We start from the raw sequence: 24055 nt of genomic DNA, 5'->3' as shown, positions 1-24055 counted from the left end.
GTGGAGCCCCTTCCCGGGCCCGGCCGGGCCGAGCGCCGCCGTGCCGCCGCCCGGGGCGGCCGGGGGAAGGGCCGCCGCGGCGGCCCGCCCGCCGGCGCGTCCACCGCGTCCGGCACCGCGCAGGCCGATCCGCCCGCGGCCCCCCTCTCCCGCGTCGAGGCGCGTCGCGCCGCCCGGGCCGCGAAGGACAGCGTCGGAGTCGTCGCCAGCCGGGCCGTCGGAGAACTCTTCATCACCTTCGGCGTGGTCATGCTGCTCTTCGTCACCTACCAGCTGTGGTGGACCAACGTCCTCGCCGGCCAGGAGACCGACCGGGCCAAGGAACAGATCGAGGACACCTGGGCCAAGGGCGAGGGCGAGGACGACAGCAAGCCCGGGGCGTTCGAGCCCGGCGAGGGCTTCGCCATCATGTACATCCCCAAACTCGACGTCGTCGTCCCCGTCGCCGAAGGCATCAGCAAGCCCAAGGTCCTCGACAAGGGCATGGCCGGCCACTACGGCGAAGGCAAGCTCAAGACGGCCATGCCGTCCGACAAGCAGGGCAACTTCGCCGTCGCAGGCCACCGCAACACCCACGGCGAGCCGTTCCGCTACATCAACCGCCTCGAACCCGGCGACCCCATCGTCGTCGAGACGCAGAACGCCTACTACACCTACGAGATGGCGAGCATCCTGCCCCAGACCTCGCCCTCGAACGTCTCCGTCATCGACCCCGTCCCCAAGGGATCCGGCTTCACCGAACCCGGCCGCTACATCACACTCACCACCTGCACACCCGAGTTCACCAGCACCTACCGCATGATCGTGTGGGGCAGGCTGGTCGAGGAACGCCCCCGCAGCCAGGGAAAGCCGAAAGCGCTCGGGGGATGACGGGCCGGGGCGCTGGACGGGGCCCCGGCCGCCCCTCGGAACGCGTCAGACCAGCGCCTCCGCGTACTCCAGTTTGATCCCGACGTGGCGGACCGTGTGCAGATACCGGGGCCGGGCCGCCGATTCCCCCAACTTCCGCCGCAGCCAGGAGAGATGGATGTCCACGGTGCGCTCCCCGCGGTACGTCTGAAGCCACACCTGCCGGAACAGTTCGCTGCGCGCCACGACGATCCCGGGGCGCCGTGCCAGGAACTCCAGGAGGTCGAACTCCTTGCGCGTCAGGTCGAGCGGGGAGCCGTCGAGGAGAGCCCTGCGGCGCGCCGCGTCGACGACGAGCCCGCCCACCCTCACGACGTCCGGAAAGAGGCCCCCGCTGCCGGAGGCCGCCCGCCGCAGCACCGCGGTCATCCTCGCGATGAGGTGCTCCGCGGAGAACGGCTTCACGAGGTAGTCGTCGGCCCCGCTGCCCAGCACCCGCACGATCTCGCGCTCGTCGCGCCGGGCCGTCGCGACGACGACGGGAATGTCCGAGACGGTACGGAGCATCCTGAGCATCTCCAGGCCGTCGAGGTCGGGCAGGCCCAGGTCGAGCACCATCACGTCGAACGGCTCGTCCAGGACGGCGCGCAGCCCGCCCAGGGCCGTCCCGCAGTCCCGCACGGTGTACGAGGCGTCCGAGAGACATCTGCGCAGGGCGGAGCGAACGGACGGATCGTCCTCGACGAGAAGCACCTTTGCCATGTGGCGCACGTTACGTGACACACATATGCGTCGTGATGCCGGGGCAGGTGTCGGGCACGGACTGAGGACATGGCATCTTCATGCGTCCGGGCCGCGGGTCGGGCCGGTGCATCGCAGCCGGGACGTACCCCCGCCCCGCACACCCGCTCCCGTGCGCCTGCTCCCGCACACCCGCCCTCGTACACCTGTCCCGTTAAGGATCTTTAAGGCATCGGAAAGTCCGCGTTAACACCTCTGGCGCGCACGGCCACCTAAGATGGCATGTGCCGCCGGTGAAGGTCCGCGGAGAGACCGGGCCGATCCGCTAGTGCGCGGGTGCGGCCGCGGTGTAGAAGACGGAGGACCCCTGCTTGGTGCGGTGCGCGTACCCCTTCGCGACGAGGTTCTCCAGGGAGGTGCGTACGACGGTGGTCTGGATGTGCCGGTCGCGGTGCTGCTCGCCGAGGGCGGTCGTCACCTCGGACGCGGAACAGGGAGCGCCGGCGGCGGCGAGGTGATCACGGATCAGTTCGACGAGTGTGGCGGCCTTGCCGGCGCCGGAATTCTTTCCACTCTTCGCGCCCTTTCCGGTCTTCCCGGACGCCTTCTGTCGAGGGACCTGGCGGCCGGATGCCGGAGCACCGGACTGAAGCGCCTGGCGAAGGCTGAGCAGAACGCCGTGGTCGTGCATCAGCTCGTCGAGTTCGGCCGTCAGACGTGCGACCTCGCCCCGGATCCGCTCCTGTTCCGCCACATTGTGCTCGAGATCATCGGCGACCTTGCTGCTGTACGCGGACGTCAGTTCCGTTTCTCCCGGCATGATTCCCTCTTCGTCGAATGAGGTCGGACGCACATGGCGTCGCCCCGTCGCATTTCCGCTCTCGGCTGTTCGCATTCCACTGCCGCGCTTTCCGGTCGTCGCTCTTCGCTTCTCCGGAGAGGGCCCACATCGGTGGTGTCGCGCGGTGCCCGACTCGTCCCGGGCTCAGCCGGGCGTCGACGCGAGGGTGCGGAGCCGTGACACGTCGCTGTGTCTGCCGATGGAACGCGCTCCCTTCGCACTCGCGGTCGCGCCACGGATGCCACAGGAGGACGCGGAATCCGAGTGCACCGGGTGGCGCGTGGCGCGCAGTCGGCTGCGTAAGCCGACGACCACTGTAAGGCATCGCCTTCACATGCTCGGCTTTTGGGTATCGGCATGCCATGGGGCGATGCTATTGGCCATATGGCCAATTCAAGCCTGAGAAATTGCGGGGTAAACAAAGACGCCCGCTTCGGCCGGTGGAACCACCGGGGCCCCGGGGGCACGGGCGGGGCGACCGTGGCCGACGAGGCCCCGTCCCGACGCACGCGCGGTCCGGTTGCCGCAACCGCGGCACCGGCACCTATGGCATACCTCGACGGCTGACGAATGCCTCCCTTAAGACGCTCCTGAGCGCAGGTACACAGACATGTTCGGCCGTCCCTCCCGTGCTTCCATGTGACCGCGGCACAGAGCACATGGCCGGTGTGGTGGGCGGGCGACGACAAGGCCCGGACGGGGATGCCGGGAGACGCGGGCGGGAAGCCCGCCACCGCCCATGCCCGGCCTCGAAGACGAACGAGAGCCCACGGACGGCCTGACAGGCAGGAGGAAATCAGCGGTGAACCTCGAGAACAGCCATGCGGTGCTCTCCCCCGAGCGACCGGTACGTCAAGCGGCCCGGCCTCACGAGGAGGTGGTGGACCTCCTTCCCGACGCCGTGCCGATCGTCGACGACAACGGAACCGTGGTCAGGGCGAACCAGGCGGCGGCCGCCCTGCTCGGACATGAACGGCACACGGTCGAGGGGCGGGGGGTGCTGGACTTCCTGCCGTCCTTCGACTGGAACCTGACCCGGCCGCCGGCGGCCCCCGAGGACCCCGGAATCCCGCACAGGGCACTGCTCCGGACCACCGCGCGGGCGGCGGGCGGCCGGAGCTTCGCCGCAGAGATCAGCACCGTCCGGCTGGACCGGCACGCCCTCTACGGGAGCATCCCCTACGGTTCCTCCCTGGCCATCTCCCTGCGGGACGTGACGTCGGGCGAGGACGCCCGAGCGGCGCTGTCGCGCTCCCTCCTCCAGGCCGAGGCCGTGCTCCGTACCGCCGGCGAGGCACTGATCGGGACCGATGCCGAGGGCAGGATCGACCTGGTCAACCCGGCGGCCGCCCGGCTGCTCGGAGGGAAGGCCGCCGAGTTCGGGGGACGCGAACTCCTGTCCCTGCTCACGTTCCTCGGGTACGACGGCGAACCCCTCGACGCCGAGGAGGCCCCGCCGGCCCAGGTGTTGCGAACCGGGCGCGCGAGCAGACTCCCCGCGCAGGAGCTGAGGACCGGCGACGGCACCCGCCTGACCGCGGACGTCTCCGCCCGTCCCGTGACCGAGGAGGGCAGGATCGTCGGCGCCGTCGTCGCGCTCACCGACCGCCGCCCCTACGAGCGGCTCGCCGACGAGTACGTCGCCGCGCAGACCCGAAGCACCCGTCACCACAAGGCCGAACTCGAACGAGAACAGCAGCGCGCCGACCTGGCGGTCGACCACGCGCGCGAGCTCTCCGAGTTCTCTCCGGCCCCCTGATGGGGGCGCTGCGCCACCTGCACGCGGAGATGGGCCGGCTCGCGGACGACAGCTCCCGCCCGCTGTGGCCCGAGGCCACCGTCAGCCTCGAGGCCCTGGCGGCCGATGTGCGCATGACGATGGCACTCGTGGAAACCCGGTCCCGGCCGTACGGCCACGACAGCACGCCGCTGGGACCGCGGCGGCGGACGGTGCTGATCGACGACGTGGTGCAGGCGGGGGTGCGGGCCGCCGCGGCCCTCGCGGGACCGGGCACCTACGTACTGGAGCTGCCCGCCGCCGTCCAGGACGAGGGCCAGGGCGATGTCGGCACAGGCACAGGCACCGGCACCGGCACCGGCGAGTCGGCCGTGGCCGCTCTTCGGCCCACGGGACGTCACCGCTCCCTGACGGCATAGCCGCCGCGGGGGCGAAGGGAGGGGAGGAGGAGCACGGCGCGGACGGCCGGACGGGGGAGACCGGGGAGTCCGCGCCGTGCGGAATGCGTGCCGGTGGCGCCCTGCCCTCCAGCGGGGGACGCCGGGCAGGGCGAGGTGCCTCGGAGAAACCGGAGGACCCCGTGCACGCAGGAGAAGTATGACACGCGCGCGCTCCTCATATGTCATATGCGGAAAGGAGTACGACGCCCGTTCATGCCATGAAGTCGCCCTCGCGACGGTCGCGTTCACGAAGATCGGCGGCGGCTCGTCGCGCAGCCTCATCCCTGCCTGATCATGTCCTCAAGAGACCCTTAAGGATCACCGGTCGATGCCCGCGCGTCGCACATATGCCATCACCGGGTGGTTAGGTTTCAGCAGCTCACCGCACCGCCGCTGGGCCGTCTCCTCCGGATCCCGCCCGACACGCGCCGCCGGAGACGACCAGCCCTCCCACCCTCGTCACCGCGCAGGTCCGGGCGTCCCGACCGCCCGGCATCGCACCACCCCCTGCCGGTTCCCAGGCCCGGAAAGGAAACGTCGCCATGGTCCTGCCCTTCCCCCGAGGCGCCGCCGGCCTCGCCGCCGTACTCGACGCCCTCCCCGACGGCGTCGTGCTCGTCAACCGCGACGGCACGGTCGTCAACGCCAACACCGTCGCCCTCGACATGTTCGAGGCCCCCGGCACCGCGCTCGTCGGGCGAGGGCTGCCGGAGCTGCTGCCGGCGTTCGACCCGCGGCCGGTCGCGGGCTCCGGTCGCCACCCGGATCCGGCGGACGAGCGGGGCCGGACCGGGCCGGCGCGGACGATCGCCCGGCGCACCGACGGCGCCGAGTTCCCGGTGGAGGTGACCGGTGCCGGTCCGGATCACGAGCTGGTGATCGTCGTCCGTGACCTCACGGACACCCTCGACGCCGAGGCGGAGCTGGCCCGTTCGCGGCGGCAGACCGAGATGATCCTGCGGGCCGCCTCCGAGGGCGTCGTCGGCACCGACACCGACGGCCGGGTCGTCCTCGTGAACCCCGCCTTCGCCGAGATCCTGGGCTACCGCACCGACGAACTCGACGGCGCCGAGCTGCATCCGCTGATCCTCGCCGAGCGCGCGGACGGCAGCCCGTTCCCGTACGAGGAGTCCCCGCTCGCCGACACCCTCAGGTCCGGCCGGAAGCACCGCGTGCGCGGCCAGGTCCTGTGGTCCAGGGCCGGCCGCCGCGTACCCGTCGACCTCACCACCGCACCCGTTCGCGACGGGGACCGGCTCGTCGGCGCCGTGATGACCTTCACCGACCGCAGACCCTACGAGGAACTGATCGCGCGGCACACGGCCGAGCGCGAGGAGCAGGCGGAGCGGTACGCGGCCCTCGCCGCCCGGTACGCCGAACTGAGCGCCGTACTCGCCGGGTCCCGGCCGGAAGAACCCGGTCCGATCGCCGCGAGCGGCCCGGAGGACCGGCGCCGGGAAGCGGCGGTGGACTCCGTCACCCGGCACCCCACCACTCTGGGCACCATCGTGACCGCGGGCATCGACAAGGCCTCGACACTCACCGGGTCCCGTCGGACGCAGTTCGCCGTGCACGCCCCGCCCGTGGTCGTCGCGCTCGATCCGGCGCGCGCGGCGACCGCCCTGGCCCATCTGATCGCCGACGCCTCCGGAGTCGCCTCGGCGGACCCGGCCCGCCCGCACCACCGGGCCGTGCCCCGGGCCGACACCACCGTCGTCATCACGGCGGCGCTGCGCGGCGGCCATCTGCGCATCGAGATCTCCGGCCCCCGGGCCGTCAACGATCCCGCTCACGTCCTCGTCGCGCGCGAGATCATCGACGCCCACGGCGGAGACCTCACCGCACGGGAACACCCCCGGGGTTCCGGCCTCACCCATGTGATCCGGATCCCGCACGCGCCCGCGCTCCCGCCGGCCCCCGTGCCGGCGGCCCCGCACCTCGCGCACGCCCGTCTCCCGAGGGCGGTCCAGGACCCGGTCGCCGGCTCCTGGATCATCGGCGCGGCGGTCGGCGCGCACCGTGACCGGACGGCCGCGCGCTCCCGCCCGTACGCCGTCCCGGCCGAGCCCGCGTCGCGCGCCCGGAGCGGTGGCGACGAGGCGGCGCAGCAGCGCATCGTCCACCTTCTCGCCAGGGTCAGACGCCATTCCGCCTGACCGGCTCCCTCGACGGTGTGGCATCCACGGTGTGGCATCCCGCGCGTCCTCCGGCCCGCGGAGGGCGAGGGCTTGCCCGTGGATGCGGGTGGTCCGGGCGATCTGTTCCCGGGGACGAGGAGAAGGGGCCGGCCCGGGTGCGGGCCGGCCCCTTCAGGTGCCGGGGGAGCGGGTGAGGAGCCGGGCCGTGCGTTCCGGATCCGCCGGACCCGCGCAGCCCGGCGGGATCCGGGAGGAAGCGCGGGCCTAGAAGCCCTTCACCACCCAGTCCTGGACGTCGGCGGTGGGGCTGCTCCCGGTCCAGAGGGTCAGCCAGACGCCGTTGCCCAGGGAGTTGCCCTTCGGCGTGATGGCCTTGCCGTAGGCGTTGACGGCACTGCCGTCGGCCGACGGGGAGAAGCGCTGGACGTCACTGGCGGGGTTGCAGGTCCACAGGGTCAGCAGAGCGCCGTTGGTGTTCGCGCCGTTGGCCTCGGGGGTGATGCACTTGCCGCTCGCCCGGTGGACGATCAGGCCGTTCTCGTACTTCCACCGCTGGGTGTCCGATCCCGTGCAGGTCCACACCGTGATCGGGGTGCCGTTGGCGGTGCCGTTGCCCTGGGGTGTCGCGCAGACGGAGCCCGCCACATGGAAGTTGGTGAGCCAGCTCCAGCCGTCGACGGGCTTGCCGGCGTCGGGCTCGACGTTGAACACGACCCTGCGCGGTCCGCTGGAGTCCACCAGTGCCTCGTTGGCGCCCCAGAGCCGCTTGGCGAGCGGGTCCCAGGACAGGCCCTGGGTCAACTGCGGCGCCTGGGTGAGGACGTGGGGTGCTTCGCCGGGCTTGGCCACGTGGATGCAGGAGTAGAGGTCGGTGCCGCCGGGCCAGTAGGTCGGGCAGGTACCGCTCATGTAGTAGTTGGTGCCGTCCGTGGCCGTGCCCTGGATGCCCCACACGGGCGAGGTGTAGCCCGTGGTCTCCGAGGCCACCGTGGAGGGAAGGCCGGTGCCGAGGGCCGACAGCGGCCAGCGGACGATACGGGCGCCGGCGCCGTTCCGGTTCTCCACCGAGACCAGGGCGGGCGTCGCACCGGAGCGGTCGACGCTCAGGCTGCTCAGGCACAGCTCCTGGTTGACGGCCGGACCGCAGGCGCGGGGGCTGTTGTTGACCCAGGCGGTGGAGGGGTTGTCGACCGCGGCGGTGCTGATGGTGCTGTAGCGGGCGACGAGCGGCATCGCCCAGAGGTGGTAGCGGGCGGAGGTCTTGCCCCCGCTCAGGCGCGTCAGGGAGGAGGTGGTGTCGTTCATGCGCCACATGCGCGTCAGGTCGAAGACCTGGAGTTCCGCGCCGTTGGCGACGTACAGACGGTTGCCGTACCAGGCGACGCCGTCCGAGTGCGAGGTGTACTCGAGCGGCTTGAAGTTGCCGGCGACCGGCTCCACGAGGGCGATGTGCCCGTACTTGACCTGGCCGCCGGTCGACTCCGTGATCGTGACCCGCGCGTAGTCCTCGACCGTCTTCGGCGTGCGCGTCTCGACGTAGGTGCCGTGGTACCAGGCGGTGGCGGTGAGGGAGCGGCCCGCATACAACCCGTCGGCGGTGGCGGCATGCGAACCCGCGAAGCCCTGCGGCATCCAGCCACCGGCGCCGTCGGCGTAGTTGGACCGGTCGTCCTCGTCGTCCCAGCAGAACCCGTCGGGCTTGAGGGCGCCGTTCAGTCCGGTGGCGTGACACAGCCCTGGACGTCCCGTACGGGTCCCCAGGACGTCGGTGACCTGAGCCTTGGCGACACCTGCGGCCTCGGCGGAGTCGATGAGGGCGGTCTTGTCCCCGTCCACGCGGGTGAGCTTGAAGTTCGCCGCGAACGGGTCCAGGCCCGAGGCGGCCTGGGCGGGCTGGGCGGGAAGCAGGACGGAGGCCGCCACGGCCGCGCCGAGCGCGAGCCGGGCGAGTCGACTTCTTCGTCCGAACATGAGTTTCATTCGAGCAGGCTAAGCGGCGCCGACCTCTCATGATCATCTTCTTCACCAGGTCTCCACGCAGGTCACAGGGTCGCCCCAGACTCCTCACTCCACGCGTCGGGCGGCCCCGGTGCGGCCGTCGGGTGTTCGGACGCGCCGGCGGATTCCCGCGTCCGCGTGCGTGCGGGGCGCGTCCCGGCCCGCCGACCGGCCGCGGCGCCGCTAAAAGCTGAGACTTGTTCACTTTCCATTGACAGGGTGGATCCGGGGACCCGAAAGTGCCGTGAGCAACCCGCACCCGCCGAGCGAAGCGAGTCTCCATGGCAGCGCCCGTACCCGAGTTCCCGGCCGGCTTCCTCTGGGGAGTCTCCGCCTCCGCCTTCCAGATCGAGGGCTCGCTCACGGCCGACGGCCGCGGCCCCTCCTCCTGGGACGCCTTCACCGAGGAGCGGGGACGCGTCAAGGACGGCTCCCACGCCGAGGTGGCCACCGACCACTACCGGCGCTACCGCGAGGACGTGGCGCTGATGGCCGAACTCGGCGTCGGCGCCTACCGGTTCTCGGTCTCCTGGTCCCGGGTCCTGCCCGAGGGGCACGGCCGGGTCAACGACAGGGGACTGGACTTCTACGACCGGCTCGTCGACGAGCTGTGCGCCTCGGGGATCGCCCCGGTGCCCACGCTCTTCCACTGGGACACCCCGCTCGCCCTGGAGGAGCGGGGCGGCTGGCTCGACCGGGACACCGCCGGGCGGTTCGCGGAGTACGCCTCGGTGGTGGCGGAGCGGCTCGCCGACCGGGTGCCCATGTGGATCACCATCAACGAGCCCGCCGAGGTCACCCTGCTCGGATACGGCCTCGGCGAGCACGCGCCCGGCCGCCGTCTCGTCTTCGACGCCCTGCCCGCCGCCCACCACCAGCTCCTGGCCCACGGCATGGGGGTGCAGGCCCTGCGCGCCGCGGGCGCCCGCCGGATCGGCATCGCCGTCTCCCACAGCCCCGTCTGGACCGCCGGTGACAGCGACGACGACCGCGCGGCCGCCGCGTTGTACGACACCCTCACCAACCGCCTCTTCGCCGACCCCCTCCTGACCGGCTCCTACCCGGACGGCCTGGCCGAGCTCCTCCCGGGCCCGGTGGCGGAGGACCTCAGGACGATCTCGGCCCCCCTGGACTGGTACGGGATCAACTACTACAACCCCATGCTCGTCGGAGCTCCGCAGCCGGCCACCGACGCCTCCGCCACCGACGCTTCCGTCGGAGCCGCCGCCGACGCCGGCATCGTCGATTCCGGAGCGGGCTCCTCCTTCGGAGGCATCGACATCCCGGCGGACCTCCCCTTCGCCATCCGGCAGATCGAAGGGCGCGAACTCACCGACTTCGGCTGGCCGGTGGTACCGGAAGGACTGCGCGAACTGCTCGCCACCCTGCGCGAGCGCTACGGCGACCGACTGCCGCCCCTGTACATCACCGAGAACGGCTGCTCGTACGGCGACGGCCCGGACCCCGGGACCGGACGGATCGACGACGCCCGCAGGGTGGCCTACCACGACGGCCATGTGCGCGCGCTGCACGAGGCCATGGAGGAGGGAGCCGATGTCCGCGGCTACTTCATCTGGTCGATCCTCGACAACTTCGAATGGGCGGAGGGCTATCGACAGCGGTTCGGCCTCGTCCACGTCGACTACGAGACCCTGGCGCGGACACCCAAGGAGTCGTACGCCTGGTACCGCGACCTGATCAAGAGCGGCAGATGACCGCCGGGGGGACGGCGTCCGGGCCGGTCCCGGAAACGGGAACCCCGAAGACCGGGGCCCCCGCCGACGGCCGGTGGGTGGGCGCGCTGTCGCTCGCCGGCGTCGGGGTGTGGGTCGGCTGGTTCGGCCCGCTGCAACTGCTCCTGGCGCGGCAGGCCGAGGCACTCACCCCCGACCACAAGGCCTCGACCCTCGCCCTGGTGACAGGAGTGGGAGCGGCCGTGTCCATGGTCGCCAACCCCGTCTTCGGGGCGCTCTCCGACCGTACGACGGCATCCGTGGGCCGGCGCATCCCCTGGGTGGCCGGCGGAGTGGCGGGCGGGGCGGCCGGGCTGCTCGTGCTCGCCGCAGCGCAGAGCGTCGCGATCGTGATCGTGGGCTGGTGCCTGGTCCAGCTCGCCCTCAACGCGGCCTTCGCCGCCCTCACCGCGGCCGTCCCCGACCAGGTGCCGCCTCGGCGGCGCGGGCTGGTCGGTGGATGGCTCGGCGTCTCCCAGGTCGTCGGCATCCTCGTGGGTACGGCGCTGGCCACGGTCGCGGGCGGGGTGGTCGCCGGCTATCTGGCCTGCGCCGTCTTCACGGTGGTCGCGGCCGTTCCGTACGTGCTGATGCGGCGCGACACCCCGCTCGCCCGCGCCGCCCGGCCGGACTTCCGGTGGAGGACGTTCCTCGGCGGCTTCTGGATCGATCCGCGCCGCCATCCCGATTTCGGGTGGGCCTGGCTCACCCGCTTCCTGATGAACCTGTCGTACTCCATCAGCACGATGTACCTGCTCTATTACCTGACCGACGCCGTGCGGTACGAGGGCGACGCCGACAACGGCGTACTGATCCTCACGGCGCTCAACGCCCTCACCCTGCTCTCCACCGTGGTGATCGGCGGCATCCGGTCGGACCGCAGCGGCCGGCGGAAGCCGTATGTCATGTGGTCGGGGCTCGTCATCTCCGCGGCCACCCTGCTGCTCGCCGTCTGGCAGACCTGGACCGGCGCGGTCGTCGCCTCGCTCGTGCTCGGCCTCGGTTTCGGTGTGTACACGGCCGTGGACTTCGCCCTGCTCACCGACGTGCTGCCGACGGCGGAGGACCGGGGCAAGGACCTGGGCGTCATCAACATCGCCAACGCCCTTCCCCAGGTGCTGGCTCCGGTGATCGCGGCCCCGGTCGTCACCCACTTCGGCGGGTACACGGCCCTGTACGGGCTCGCCGGCGCCCTGGCCCTCGCGGGGTCGGTCCTGGTGCGCCGCATCCGTTCGGTCCCCTGAGCCGGGCGCCGCCCGACCGTGCCGGGCGTGCGCCCCCGGTCTCCAACAAGTCGTCAACTCCTGCCATGGTATGAACGTTGGGTTGTTCGACGAGTCTCTCGGGGGGAATGAGACGTGGCTGTTACGGTGCCGGACTGGGCTGACACGCTGCTCGATCTGATCGGGGTCGCGTGGCCGAACGTGGACGAGGACGCGTACCGCGAGATGGCGGACGCGCTCCGGGAGTTCGCCGAGGATCTGGAGGACGACGGCCAGCTCGCGAACAACCACTTCGAGCGGTTGCTGTCGTCCGGTGAGGGCGAGGCGCTCGACGCGCTCAACGAGCACTGGTCGAAGATCAAGACCAAGCACATCAAGGACATCTCCGGTGCGGCGCGCACGATCGCGAGCGCTCTGGACACGGCGGCCGGCGCGATCGAGGGCATGAAGCTCGCGGCCATCGTCCAGCTCGGATACCTGGCCGCCGAGGCGGGTATCGCGATCTCCCTCATCCCGGTGACCGGTGGTCTGTCGGCACTGATCGGCGCGGCGTCGATGCGGGCCACGCAGGAGGTCATCAAGCGGCTGATCAAGGAGTGCGTGGAGGAGGCCGTCGGGTACGTCATCGCCGCGATGACCGAGCCGGCCGTGGCGGCCCTGGAGGGCATGGCGGCCGATCTGGTCGTGCAGCTCGGCGCGGTGGCGATCGGCCTCCAGGACGGCGTCGACCTGGACCAGACGAAGGACGCGGGCAAGGACGGCTTCAAGGACGGCGTCCAGTCAGGCAAGGAGGCCATGAACCTGGCCTCCGCCGGCGGTGGTGGCGGCTCGAAGGGAGGCGGGCTGAAGAACCTGCACATCGAGCACGCCGAGCACACCCACGCCTCCACCCAGCTCAACACCGTCAGCGCCGGGATCCACGGCAAGACGGCCGGCAAGCTGACGAAGGCGAAGACCGCGCACGGCCGCACCCGGGGCCGCGACTCCATCGCCGACGCGATCGACCCCATCGCCGACAAGGCCCTGGAGGCCCTCACCAAGGCCGCCAAGAACATGGGCGACCACGTCGGCCAGACGCTGCCCAAGGCCGTCAAGCAGATCTCCGTCGACCACAAGAACACCGACGACAACCTCCGCGACCGCTTCGCCCGCCAGCGCAAGGGCGACCACGACGACAACGGCGGCAAGGGCAACGTCCCCGGCGGAAGGGACCGCGGCGACGACGTCAGGACAAGGCCCAACTCCGTGAACGACGCCAAGGCCGACCCCCGCGCCAACGGTGTCTCCCTGGACAAGGCGGTCTGCAAGAACGACCCCGTCGACGTCGCCACGGGCAAGATGCTGCTGCCCCAGACCGACCTCAGCCTGCCCGGCGTCCTGCCCCTCGTCCTGCGCCGCACCCATGTCTCGACCTACCGCTACGGCCTCTGGTTCGGCCGCAGCTGGGCCTCCACCCTCGACGAGCGCATCGAGGTCGACGCGATGGGCGGCGGCGCCGTCTGGGCCCGCGAGGACGGCGCGGTCCTGATCTACCCCCGTCTGCCCCGCCCGGACGAGGACCGCGTGCTGCCCCTGGAGGGCGACCGGCTGCCGCTCCTGCACGGCGGTGTCGACGGCGACGAGACCTCGTACGAGATCCACGACCCGCACAGCGGCCACATACGGGTCTACACCGGCAGCCCCTACCGCAGTTCCACCGGCTACTGGCTCTCCGCCATCGAGGACCGCAACGGCAACCGGATCGAGTTCGCACGGCGCCCCGACGGCGCGCCGACCGCCGTCTCGCACTCGGGCGGCTACCTCGTGCAGATCTCCGCGGACGCCTCACGCGTCACCGGCCTCGCCGTCCGCGGGGCCGGGGAACCGACCGCGCTGCTGGGGTACTCCTACTCGGCCTCCGGCGACCTCACCCGGCTGACCGGCCCCGACGGCGCGGCCATGACCTTCACGTACGACGGCGACAGCCGGGTCACCTCGTGGACCGACCGCAACGACACCACCTTCCGCTACGTCTACGACGCCGACGGGCGGGTCACCGGCACCGTCGGCCCCGACGGCATCCTCTCCTCGCGGTTCGCCTACGACGTCCACCCCGACACCGGCCACCGCATCACGCGGTACACGGACTCCACGGGCGCCACCAGCACCCTGGTCCTCGACGACCGGCTCCAGGTCGTCGCCGAGACCGACGCCCTCGGCCACACCACCCACCTCACCTGGGACGCGTACGACCGCCCGCTCAGCCGCACCGACCCCCTCGGCCACACCACCGAACTCACCTGGGACGAGGCGGGCAACCTCGTGGAGGTCCGGCTGCCCGACGGGAGCACGGCGACGGCCCGCTACGACGAGCGCAACCAGCCCCTCGAGGTGATCACCGCCGACGGCACCCCGTGGCGGCAGACCTTCGACGACCACGGCAACTGCACCTCCACCCAGGGCCCCGACGGTGCGGTCACCCGCTTCACCCACGAGCCGACGGGCGCCGTCGCCTCCGTCGACGACGCCCTGGGCAACACCCTCCGCATCCGATCCGACCGTGCCGGACTCCCGGTCGAGATCACCGGTGCCGAAGGCGGGGTGGCCACCGTCCGTCGCGACCACCGGGGCCGGCCCCTGGTGATCACCGACCCGTCCGGCGGACGCGAGGAATTCGACTGGGACCACGACGACCGGCTGAGGAACCGGACCGCGTCCGACGGCTCGCGCGAATCCTGGACCTGGGACCCGGAGGGCAACTGCCTGGCGTACACCGACGCCGCCGGCGGCGTGTGGAGCACCGAGTACGGCCCCTTCGACAAGCCCCTCGCCCGCCTCGCGCCCGACGGCGCTCGCCACGAACTGCGGTACGACACCGAGCTTCGACTGCTCCGGGTGACCAACGCCCTCGGACAGGACTGGCACTACCGCTACGACGCGACCGGCCGCCTGGAGGCGGAGACCGACTTCGACGGCCGGACCCTCACATACGCCTACGACGCCGCGAACCGGCTGACCAGCCGCACCACGTCCCTCGGCCGGACCGTCACCTACGCCTGGGACGCGATGGACCGCCTGGTGACGCGGAACGCCGACGGGGCCGAGACCCACTACGCCTACGACCGCTCCGGAGCGCTGGTCGAGGCCCGCACCGCCACATCCCTGCTCACCATCGAGCGGGACGCGCTCGGCAGGCCCCTCGCCGAGACCGTCGACGGACGCACCCTCCGCCACACCTACGACACGGCCGGCCGCCCCGTCACCCGCGTCACCCCCACCGGCGCGGTCAGCCACCTCACGTACAACGCGGCCGGCGACCGGGTCTCCCTCTCCACCGACGGCCACGCGCTCACCTTCACCCACGACTCCCTCGGCCGGGAACTCACCCGCAGCTGGGGCGCCCCCGGGACACCCACCACGCTGACCACCGTCTGGGACCGGATCGGCCGGCCCGTCGGCCAGACACTGTCCGCACCCGGCTCGCCCGAGCCGGTGCGCTCCCGCGACTACGCCTACCGTGCCGACGGCTACCCCGTCGCGCTCGGCGAGAGCGTCGGCGACCGCGCACGCCGGGACAAGCGCATCACCCTCGACCCGGTGGGCAGGCCGCTGTCCGTCGAGGCACCCGACTGGGTGGAGCGGTACGCGTACGACGCCGCCGGCAACCAGACCTCGGCCGAGTGGCCCGAGGCCGCCGGACACACCGAGGCCCGCGGTCGGCGCCGCTACGAGGGCGCCCATCTCGTCTCCGCGGGCGACGTCCACTACGAGCACGACGCCGCCGGACGGGTCGTGACGCGCCGCCGCACCCGGCTCTCACGCAAGCCCGACGCGTGGCGGTACGCCTACGACGCGGAGGACCGCCTCGTCTCGTGCACCACGCCCGACGGCACCCTGTGGACCTACGCCTACGACCCGCTGGGCCGCCGCAGCGCCAAGCACCGGATGGCCGCCGACGGCACCACGATCGTCGAGACGACCCGCTTCACCTGGGACGGCCCGCTCCTCGTCGAGCAGTACGACGAGACCGTCGGCACCGTCCTCACCTGGGAGTACGAGGGCCACCGGCCCCTGGCCCAGTACGAACGCAGGCCGCTGGACGACGGCGAGGTCGACGCGCGCTTCTTCGCCGTCGTGACCGACCTGGTCGGCACCCCCACCGAACTCGTCTCCCCGGACGGGGAGACGGCCTGGCGCAGCAGGTCCACCTGCTGGGGCACCACCGGCTGGAACCGGGCCGCCACCGCCTACACCCCGCTCCGCTTCCCCGGGCAGTACGCCGACCCCGAGACCGGCCTCCACTCCAGCTACTTCCGCCACTACGACCCCGACACCGCACGCTTCACGAGCCCCGACCCGCTGGGCCTCGCCCCGGCGCCCAACCCCTCCACCTATGTGGTCAACCCATGGGTGTGGACCGACCCGCTGGGCCTCGCGCCCAAGCGGTGCCAGATGGACGCCTACGACTGGGACGGCTCGATCCGGTACGGCCGGCTCGACCACCTGGGCAGGCCCACCGGCGTCTACGCGTGCCTGCGACCCGAGATCGTCGACGCGAAGAAGGGCACGGAGGCGGGCAAGCTCAAGCCGCCGGGCTGGCGCGGCGACGGCACCGCCTTCAACGAGGCCCGCGGCCATCTCCTCGCCGACCGGCTCGGCGGCGCGGGCAAGGGGCGACTGGCCTGGCACAACCTCGTCACCCAGACCCAGACCCCGACCAACTCGCCGGACCAGCGCGACCAGGTGGAGCAGGTCATCTTCGACCAGGTCACGAAGAACAAGGAAGTGGTGCAGTACCACATCAAGCCGATCTACGAAGGGGCCAACCCCATCCCGATCCGGCTGGAGTTCACGGCCTTCGGCAACAAGGGATTCTCCTTCACCCACAGCCTGGAGAACCCCGCCGCGGGAGTCCGGACCGCCGTGCCCGGGCTATAGCATCGAAGCCGAACCGCCTTGGAGGAACCGCGCCATGACCCGCACCACGCCCCCGCGTCCCGTCGACATCGAAGCGCTGTTCCCGGCCCTCGCCGCGTACCGGCGGACGACGACCCGGCTGCACCCGCGCCACGGCACGGCCAAGCCGGAGGAGAGCTCCGTCGCGGGGCCGCTGCTGTGGCCGGCCGACGAACCGTGGCCGGTCTGCACCGCCGTACACCCGAAGGGCACGGGGCACTCGCTGTCCGACGTACGGCTCCGCAGGCGCATCCAGGACGAGGCGCGGGGACGGGACTTCACCGTCGAGGAGCAGCGGCTCCTCGACGGGATGACACGGGGGAACCACGCCCCCGGGCTCCGGGACGACGACCCGCTGCCGATGCTGGCCGTCGCCCAGCTCCACACCCGTGACGTGCCCGACCTCGTCGGTCCCGAGGACCACGACCTGCTCCAGGTGTTCTGGTGCCCCTTCGAGGTCCACGGACCGGACCGGACCCTCGACGTCGTACTGAAGTGGCGACGCTCGGCCGACGTCGGCGCGGTCCTCTCCCCCCAGCCGGAACCGCCGGTCGCGGGCCGCGAGGAGTGCGTGCCCACGTCCTGCGTCGTCCATCCGGAACAGGTCGTCGAGCACCCGTACGAGGGGCTGCTCGACGAGGAGCTCCAGGAGGAGATCGACGCCTGGGAGGAGGGCCTCCTCGACGAGGAGGACGAATCCGAGGACGCCTACGACTCCGCGACACCCGCGAACTACGCGACGTACGAGGAGTACGAGGCCGCCATGGCCGCCGCCCGCGCCCAGGAGCCCGAAGAGATCGACTACAGGAGCGACCTCTCGATCGCTCCGGGCTGGAAGGTCGGCGGCTTCGCCTCCTGGCATCTGACCGACCCCGCCCCGGTCGACTGCGCGGCGTGCGGGACGCCGATGCCGCCGCTGCTGACCGTGGCGGCCGTGGAGTGCGACGGAGCCTCGCGCAGCTGGCTTCCGGTCGAGGACCGCGAAGCGGCGGACGACCCGCGGGTGATCGACCCGGTGGGCGTCTACCTGGGCCGAGGCCTCATGCGGGTCCACACCTGCCCCGCCGACCCGACGCACCCGCACCGGCTCAGCTTCCAGTGACCGCGCCCCGGTCGGCCGGCACCTGCGGCACCGGCCACGGTGTCACCACCCGGGGTGGCGACACCGTGGCCGGTGGGACCGGCTATCGCGGCGTCACTTGCCGATCCACGCGTTGTGGACGGTCAGCGTCGACGTGTTGCCCTGCTTGTCCGTGACCACGGCGGAGAGCGAGATCCCGCTGTCCTTCGCGGGGCTCTTCACGGAGATCCGGCCGTTCACGACCTTCACCGGCTTCCAGGTGCCACCGTTGTCGTAACTCACCGACACCTTCAGCGACTTGAGGTTGCTCCCGGCCGCCGAGCCCTGCACGGTCACCGGGACCACGACCGGCGCGAGAGCCGGGGCGCGCGAGGCGAGGTCGACGGGGGCCGCGAAGCGGACCGTGGACACCGGAAGCGCCGTGGTGGCCGCGACCTGCCGGGAGCGGAAGGTGAAGCCGGTCTCGACGCGGGTGGAGGCCGCGGCGGCCTTCGCGGGGCGTTCCGCGGAGGTCACCAGCCGGTACTCGGCGTCGGTGCCGTCGACCGCGAACGGCTTCGAGCCGGTCAGCGGGTCGTCGTTCACGCCGACCTCGACACCGTCGCGGTACAGCGTCGTCGTGGCCGTGGTGCCCGGCGTGAACCCCGTGTTGCCCTGACCGTCGGCGAAGAGCGGCACGGAGCCGACGAGCTGCTGCACGCCCGTCACCGGGTCGGGAGCGGTGCGGAACACGCCCGTCCTCTCGCCCAGGAGCGGACCGAAGACACCCGCGTTGAACGACTCCTTGTACGTCCTGCCGGCCTCGTAACGCTTCGGCCGGAGCATCTCGTAGCCTCCCTCGAAGGCCGGGTAGCCCCACTGGTCGGGATCGCCCAGCTGGTTGAACCGGGTGAGCCACTCGACCTTGTCACCGGTGGAGACAAGGAAGGTACGGGTGCCCGGCGCCGCCTGCGGGTCGGAGTACCCGTTGCCCTCCGGCGCGCCCGGAATACGGGGGTACGGGGAGACGAGCGCGGACTTCCCGGGGGCGGAGGCGCCGAGCCCGACCTTGAGCGTGGCCAGCTCGTTCGCCTTCACGTGCTTGGTGTAGCCGGTCGTGACCCGGTTCGTCCCGCCGCCGAAGGCCACCGAGTACTGGGTGGTGGCGTCCTTGACGAAGTGCGCGTCCCAGGTCTGCAGGAGGGAGCCGTCGGTCACGGCCGGACCGAGGTGAGCGGTACGGAAGCCGGTGAAGCCCCGGAGGACCCAGCCGTTGCCGACCCGGCCGGCCTCGGTGGCGACCTCGTAGTACGTGCCGCCGTAGTCCGCCCGGTCGAGACCGGGCACGGTGAGGTCCACCGGCCTGGTGGTCCGCGCGTCGGCGGTGAGCGTCGTGTCTCCCGTGATCTCCAGCTTCGGCTGGGCGATCCAGTCGGTGCCCTTCGTGAAGTCCGACGGGTCCTCGTAGACGGCCGTGTTGTAGGTGTAGGAGCCCTTGGGCACCCGGACCGTGCGGGCGCCCGGCTCGTTGTCGATACGGGTCCCGAAGCCCGCGGCGGGGCCGCCGACACCGGTCAGCGTGCTGGAGAAGCTCTGGGCGTCGGCGCCGTCACGGCCGAGGGTCCGCAGCGTGACGTCGTAGGACTCCACCTCACGGACGACCACCGCGGCCGTACGGACGGACTGGCCCGCGCCGGTGGCGGTGACATAGCCGGAGAAGGTGCCGTCGACGTCGCCGACGGCGGTGTTCGCGACGAGGTCGACCTCGGCCCTCCCACCGGCGGGCACGGTCACCTCGGAGGCGCCGAGGGTGAAGAACCCGGCCGCGGCCGGCTTGCCCTTCGCGTCCACCGTCGACACCGACAGGTCGAGGGTGACGTCACGGGTGCCGAGGTTGCGGTACGCGACCTTCCGGGTGACGGGCCGGTCGTCGGCGTGGGGCCACTGCGCCATGCCGAAGTTCAGCGACACCGGTTCGGCGACGACGCTCTGGGCCAGCGCCTTGTCGACCTGGACACGGCCCGAGCCCTGCTGGAACGCGGTGAGGCCGACGTCCTTGGTGGACCCGGTCAGCGCGCCCTTGAGCTCCGCGGACTTCCAGTCCGGGTGCAGCTGCTTCAGGATCGCCGCCGCGCCCGCGACATGCGGGGTGGCCATGGAGGTGCCGTCGATCTGCAGGTACCCCGGTGCGGGATGCGGGGTACCGGGGTCCGTGTCGATGGCGCTGCCGGGAGCGGCGGCCGCGGTGATGGCGACGCCCGGCGCGGTCAGGTCCGGCTTGACGGCGCCGTCGCCGGCCCGCGGGCCGGTGCTGGAGAACGGCGCCAGCCTGTCGTCCTTGTCGACGGCGCCCACGGTCAGCGCGGCGTCCGCACTGCCCGGCGAGCCCACCGTCTCGGCGCCGTACTCGCCGTCGTTGCCCGCCGCGACGGCGAACAGGATGCCCTTCTCCGCGGACAGCCTGTCGACCGTGGCCTCCAGCGGGTCGACGCCGGGGCTGTCCGGACCGCCGAGGCTGAGGTTGACCACGTCCGCGCCCTCCGCGGCGGCCCACTCCATGCCCGCGATGACGGCGGAGTCGTCGCCGAAGCCCTCGTCGTCGAGGACCTTGCCGCTGATCACCTTGGCGCCGGGGGCGACGCCCTTGTACCGGCCGCCGGACTTCGCGCCGGTACCCACGGCGATCGACGCGACATGGGTGCCGTGTCCGACACGGTCCACGGCGTCGGGGGAGGCGGAGAAGTTCTTCTCGCCGACCACCTGGGGCTTCAGGTCGTCGTGGGTCCTGTCGACACCGGTGTCGAGGACGGCGATCTTGACGCCCGTGCCGTCGTAGCCGGACTCCCACGCCTTGTCGGCGCCGATCTGACGGACGCTGCCGTCCAGACGCGCCGAGCGCACCCCGTCCAGCCACACCTTGGCGATGCCGGAGGCGGTGGCACGCGCCCCGCTCGCCCGGCGGTCGGTCAGCGCCTCCCACACCCGGGCCACGTCGTCCGGGGACGTACGGATGGCGTCGGCGTCGATGGTCGGGAAGGTGCGCCGCGGCTGGGTGTCACCGGCCGTGCGGACCTCGGCCCGCGCGGCGCCGGCACCCGCTTCGTACTGCACGATCAGCTTGAGCCCGTCCCGATGGCTCTTGCGCAGCCGCGCGTCGGTGAGCACCTCGAGGTCGAACAGCCGCTCGTCCAGCTTGCCCGCGGAGATCAGGCGCTGCGCGTCGCCGGGCACCACCAGGGTGCGGCCCTTCAGGCGCTGTATCTGTACGGGTATGTGCTCACGGCCCTCGGCGGCCTCGAAGGCCACCATGCGGCCCTTGGCGTTCACCACCACACGGTCGCCCGTGACGAGCGGGATCCGCTGGTTGCCGCCCGTGCTCGTGATGTCCGCCGCGGTCGTCGCGTTCACGGCGATCGCCGTCGTGGGACCGGTCATGCCTGCCACCAGCGCCACCGATGTGGCCGCCGCGATGGTGAAGGCGCGTGCTCTGTGCACCTGTGCGCGCAAGACTCCCCCAGGAGTTTGGGATGAGGTCGAATGGTCGATTCCGGCCGGGGGCGAAACGGCACCCCGTCTCCGGTCAGCGCAGTATGTGAGGCCGGGAGGACGTGATCAACGCCGGTACGGGCGCGGACGGTTGATCCGCATGGTTTCAAGCCACCCGGACGTCGCGGAGTTTGATGGGACCACGACGGCCATGTGACGACCGTGTGACCGCCGCTCGATGCTTGCGCGACACGGACTCACCTCGACCCCGCCGGATCGCAGTCCCCGCACGTGATGCGGCGATGGCCGCCGTCGTGATCGGAGGGTGTCGTTCCCATTGGCCGTAATCCGCATCCGGAGGAAGCACCGTCCGGGGCGTGGGGAAGAGTGGGGGCGGAGTCCCACGCCGGGGACGTTCGTTCCCGGTTCGCCGCAAGGAAACGGAGCCCGCACCGATGAGCAGGTCCCCTGCCGCATTCCGATCGATCACGTTCGCGGCCTGGCGCGACGTCCCTCCCCGGCAGGGCGGGGCCGCCGCACGGCACTACGTCACCCTTGCGGAACTCCTGGTGCGCCTCGGCGGGTTCGGGCTCGGCCTCACCTGGAAGGTGCAGATCCACGACATCCCCACCAGCGAGGTCGAGAAAGCCTCCGCCGGTGCCGGAATCGGCACCCTGCAACTGCTCGCACGGGTCGCCCCGGACCGGCAGTTCATCGACGGGGACTTCGCCGGCTACGAAGGCGATGAACTGAGGGTGGTGCTGAGGGAGTTCGACAGCACGAGCTGGGACCTCTGCACCGACGACGACGCGGTACTGGCGGAGTTCGGCCGCCAGTACCCGGACGCGGCACCGACCCCCGAGGACGTCCTGCAGGAGATCCCCTGGCCCACCGACCTGCGGGAACCGCGACCGGACGCACCCGCGTGAGAACAGCGGACTGTCGGGCCGTCGGGCGTCGTCCTGCGCCCTCAGGTATCGGAACCCGCAAGTGGAGGGCTGTCGCGCCGTAGACTTCGGCAGGGGCCCCGACGACGTCCGGCCACGGCGCGCTCCCGCGGGGAGGCGATCACATGCAGGACCCTTCGGAACCTTCGGACTCGACAACGGCAACGACGGCATTGTCGGCACCGACGGCGTCGACGCCCTCGACGGTCCTGGCGGAAGTGCTCCCGGGAGTTGCTGTCGTCTTCGGTGAGGTACCGGCTGAACTTGAGCTCGATCTCGTCGATTTCGGGCTCGTGTCGGCAGCCGACCGGGAGCAGATCTCCACGGTCGTCGCCTCGATCGGCAATACGGCGACCGTGGCCGGCAACCTCGGAAGCGCGTTCGCAGGCGCGCAGGGGCTCTACAGGCTCAGCGACGCGACACAGGCCCTCCTGAAAGCCGGCGGAACGCTCGCCGTCAAGGACGGCGCGAACCTCGGAACGGTGCTCACGACCAGTGGCTTCGCTCAGGCTCGCCTCATCCCCGTGTCCGCCGTGAGCACGGCGCAGACCGTGGCCGCGATCGGGCCGGCGCTGGCCATGGTCGCCCTCCAGATGCAGCTGAGTGAGATCACCGGTCTCGTCAGAACCAACATCGCGCTGACGAGCCAGGTACTCACGACTGTCCGCCGCGGGCAGTGGTCCGAGTTCAAGGGGCTGATCGCCGCCGTCGACAGGGTCGTCGACCAGGCACGAGAGGTCGGATCGGTCCCGACGTCCCTGTGGGACACCGTCGCGGGCAGCGAAGCGCTGTTGGACAAGCAACTCGATCTATACCGACGGAACGTCAGAGACCACATCGGGCAGATCCGGCCGGCCGACCCGCATGCTCGCCGCGACTATCTGGAGACGAACGCCGAGGCGATCCTCTTCGACGCTCACGCCCTCCTGTCCTCCGTGAGGGCGTGGACCGGGTACCAGGCGCTCCGTGCCGCGCGGGCGAGAGACGCCGGACGTGAATGCGCCGACGAGGCCCGGCTCGTCGACGTCATCGTGCGCGACACCCGCGAGGAGCTCGACTCCGCTCTCGCCGAGACGGGGAGCCTCGTCCACTCGCTGACGAGGGAGCTGCGCCTCATCGCCGAACTCCCCGGACGCGACACGCTCGCTCTGCCGGGCAAGCGGAGGGACGCGATCGCCGCACGCCAGACCTCCGCCCGTCTGCTGGAGGCGATCGAGCCGCTCGCCGACGCGCTCCAACCGCCGGCCCCGCCGCTCGACGTCCCGGACGCCGTCTGCGCGCCCGAATCGCTGGATCTCGATCCGTATCTCCGCATCCTGCGATGGTTTATCGAGGACGGCGAGACCCTCCGTGTCCTCGGCTTCCCCGATCAGCTCGACGCCCTCGGCCCGATTTCCTCGATCCTCAGCGGAGCGAAGGAGAAATTGGCGGCGGCGAGAGACAAGACGGCGGCGAAGACACTGGTCGCCGTCACCGATCGTCGCGTCATCACGGCGAGGGCGAACGCGTTCCTCGAGCAGGGCGAGATCCGTCAGGACATTCCGATCGACCAGGTCCGATACGTCCGGGCCGCGACCGCACAGGACAGGGGCGAGCGCCTGACGATCGACCTCATCACGCGTGACGAGAACATCCGATGGGTGTTCCAGACCGGGATCGACGCCGCTCGGGTGGACGCGCTGGCCGGCGTGCTGGCCGAGTCGATGGCGATCCCGGACGCCGAACGGGATGAGTTGCGACGGCGCCACCACACATCCGTCGAGGTGGCCGACAGGAGCGAGGGTAGGGGTACGACCTCCGCGATTCCGACCGGAGCCGAGGCCTCGACTCGCGGTGTCGACTAGGACCGCAACCACGTCACACTGCTCTGTGCAGCCTGCCCCGCCTTGCCGTGCCCCTGAACGTTCCTCCCTCGGCCCCGAACCG

Annotated in this window: 13 protein-coding genes and 1 pseudogene; 10 read left to right on the top strand and 4 right to left on the bottom strand. The window is 71.6% G+C overall.

What is annotated here, in order from left to right:
- Positions 1-870, top strand: an 870-nt coding sequence (locus tag IE311_RS14165; protein ID WP_229901910.1) for a class E sortase, incomplete at its 5' end; no start/stop codon positions are given.
- A gap of 45 nt (positions 871-915) precedes the next feature.
- Here IE311_RS14165 and IE311_RS14160 read toward each other — a convergent pair.
- A complete protein-coding gene (locus IE311_RS14160; RefSeq protein WP_189831997.1) occupies positions 916-1611 on the bottom strand; it encodes a response regulator transcription factor in 696 nt (231 codons plus the stop codon).
- A 304-nt stretch (positions 1612-1915) separates the two neighbouring features.
- Entirely contained in the window at positions 1916-2410 is a 495-nt protein-coding gene (locus IE311_RS14155) for a BlaI/MecI/CopY family transcriptional regulator (protein WP_189831996.1), read from the bottom strand.
- An 823-nt stretch (positions 2411-3233) separates the two neighbouring features.
- Here IE311_RS14155 and IE311_RS14150 point away from each other — a divergent pair.
- The 3 genes and pseudogenes from IE311_RS14150 to IE311_RS14140 all read left to right on the top strand — a co-directional run.
- The gene (locus IE311_RS14150; RefSeq protein WP_189831995.1) at positions 3234-4190 is read left to right on the top strand and encodes a PAS domain-containing protein; all 957 of its coding nucleotides are present in this window, start codon (positions 3234-3236) and stop codon (positions 4188-4190) included.
- Positions 4190-4588: a hypothetical protein gene (locus IE311_RS14145; protein ID WP_189831994.1), complete on the top strand. Its 399-nt coding sequence runs from the start codon at positions 4190-4192 to the stop codon at positions 4586-4588. Before IE311_RS14150 ends, IE311_RS14145 begins: the two co-directional genes overlap by 1 nt.
- Positions 4589-5151: 563 nt before the next feature.
- A pseudogene (locus tag IE311_RS14140) lies at positions 5152-6402 on the top strand (PAS domain-containing protein); the annotation flags it as partial.
- Between the two features lie 609 nt (positions 6403-7011).
- On the opposite strand, the gene IE311_RS14135 reads toward IE311_RS14140, so the two are convergent.
- Positions 7012-8727 carry an RICIN domain-containing protein gene (locus tag IE311_RS14135; RefSeq protein ID WP_189831992.1) on the bottom strand — a complete coding sequence of 572 codons (1716 nt, stop codon included), beginning with the start codon at positions 8725-8727 and terminating at the stop codon, positions 7012-7014.
- A gap of 299 nt (positions 8728-9026) precedes the next feature.
- Between IE311_RS14135 and IE311_RS14130 the strand changes: the two genes are divergently transcribed.
- The 4 genes from IE311_RS14130 (at position 9027) to IE311_RS14115 (ending at position 17738) form a co-directional block, all read left to right on the top strand.
- Positions 9027-10460 carry a glycoside hydrolase family 1 protein gene (locus IE311_RS14130; RefSeq protein WP_189831991.1) on the top strand — a complete coding sequence of 478 codons (1434 nt, stop codon included), beginning with the start codon at positions 9027-9029 and terminating at the stop codon, positions 10458-10460.
- Positions 10457-11722: an MFS transporter gene (locus IE311_RS14125; protein WP_229901909.1), complete on the top strand. Its 1266-nt coding sequence runs from the start codon at positions 10457-10459 to the stop codon at positions 11720-11722. Before IE311_RS14130 ends, IE311_RS14125 begins: the two co-directional genes overlap by 4 nt.
- 114 nt (positions 11723-11836) lie before the next feature.
- Positions 11837-16618 (top strand): DUF6531 domain-containing protein, encoded by a 4782-nt coding sequence (locus tag IE311_RS14120; RefSeq protein WP_189831990.1) that lies wholly within the window; start codon positions 11837-11839, stop codon positions 16616-16618.
- Between the two features lie 34 nt (positions 16619-16652).
- Entirely contained in the window at positions 16653-17738 is a 1086-nt protein-coding gene (locus tag IE311_RS14115) for a hypothetical protein (RefSeq protein WP_189831989.1), read from the top strand.
- A gap of 93 nt (positions 17739-17831) precedes the next feature.
- Here the strand turns inward: IE311_RS14115 and IE311_RS14110 are convergent, their stop codons facing one another.
- Entirely contained in the window at positions 17832-21131 is a 3300-nt protein-coding gene (locus IE311_RS14110) for a S8 family peptidase (protein ID WP_189832021.1), read from the bottom strand.
- A gap of 506 nt (positions 21132-21637) precedes the next feature.
- Between IE311_RS14110 and IE311_RS14105 the strand changes: the two genes are divergently transcribed.
- Together IE311_RS14105 and IE311_RS14100 are read left to right on the top strand one after the other, a co-directional pair.
- Positions 21638-22111 carry a hypothetical protein gene (locus IE311_RS14105; RefSeq protein ID WP_189831988.1) on the top strand — a complete coding sequence of 158 codons (474 nt, stop codon included), beginning with the start codon at positions 21638-21640 and terminating at the stop codon, positions 22109-22111.
- A 143-nt stretch (positions 22112-22254) separates the two neighbouring features.
- Entirely contained in the window at positions 22255-23973 is a 1719-nt protein-coding gene (locus IE311_RS14100; RefSeq protein WP_189831987.1) for a hypothetical protein, read from the top strand.
- The last annotated feature ends 82 nt before the right edge of the window (positions 23974-24055 follow it).

This window comes from Streptomyces zaomyceticus (assembly GCF_014656215.1).
GTDB lineage: Bacteria > Actinomycetota > Actinomycetes > Streptomycetales > Streptomycetaceae > Streptomyces > Streptomyces zaomyceticus.
The sequence above is the reverse complement of the archived record's forward strand: the minus strand, read 5'-3'. Positions and strand labels throughout refer to the sequence as shown.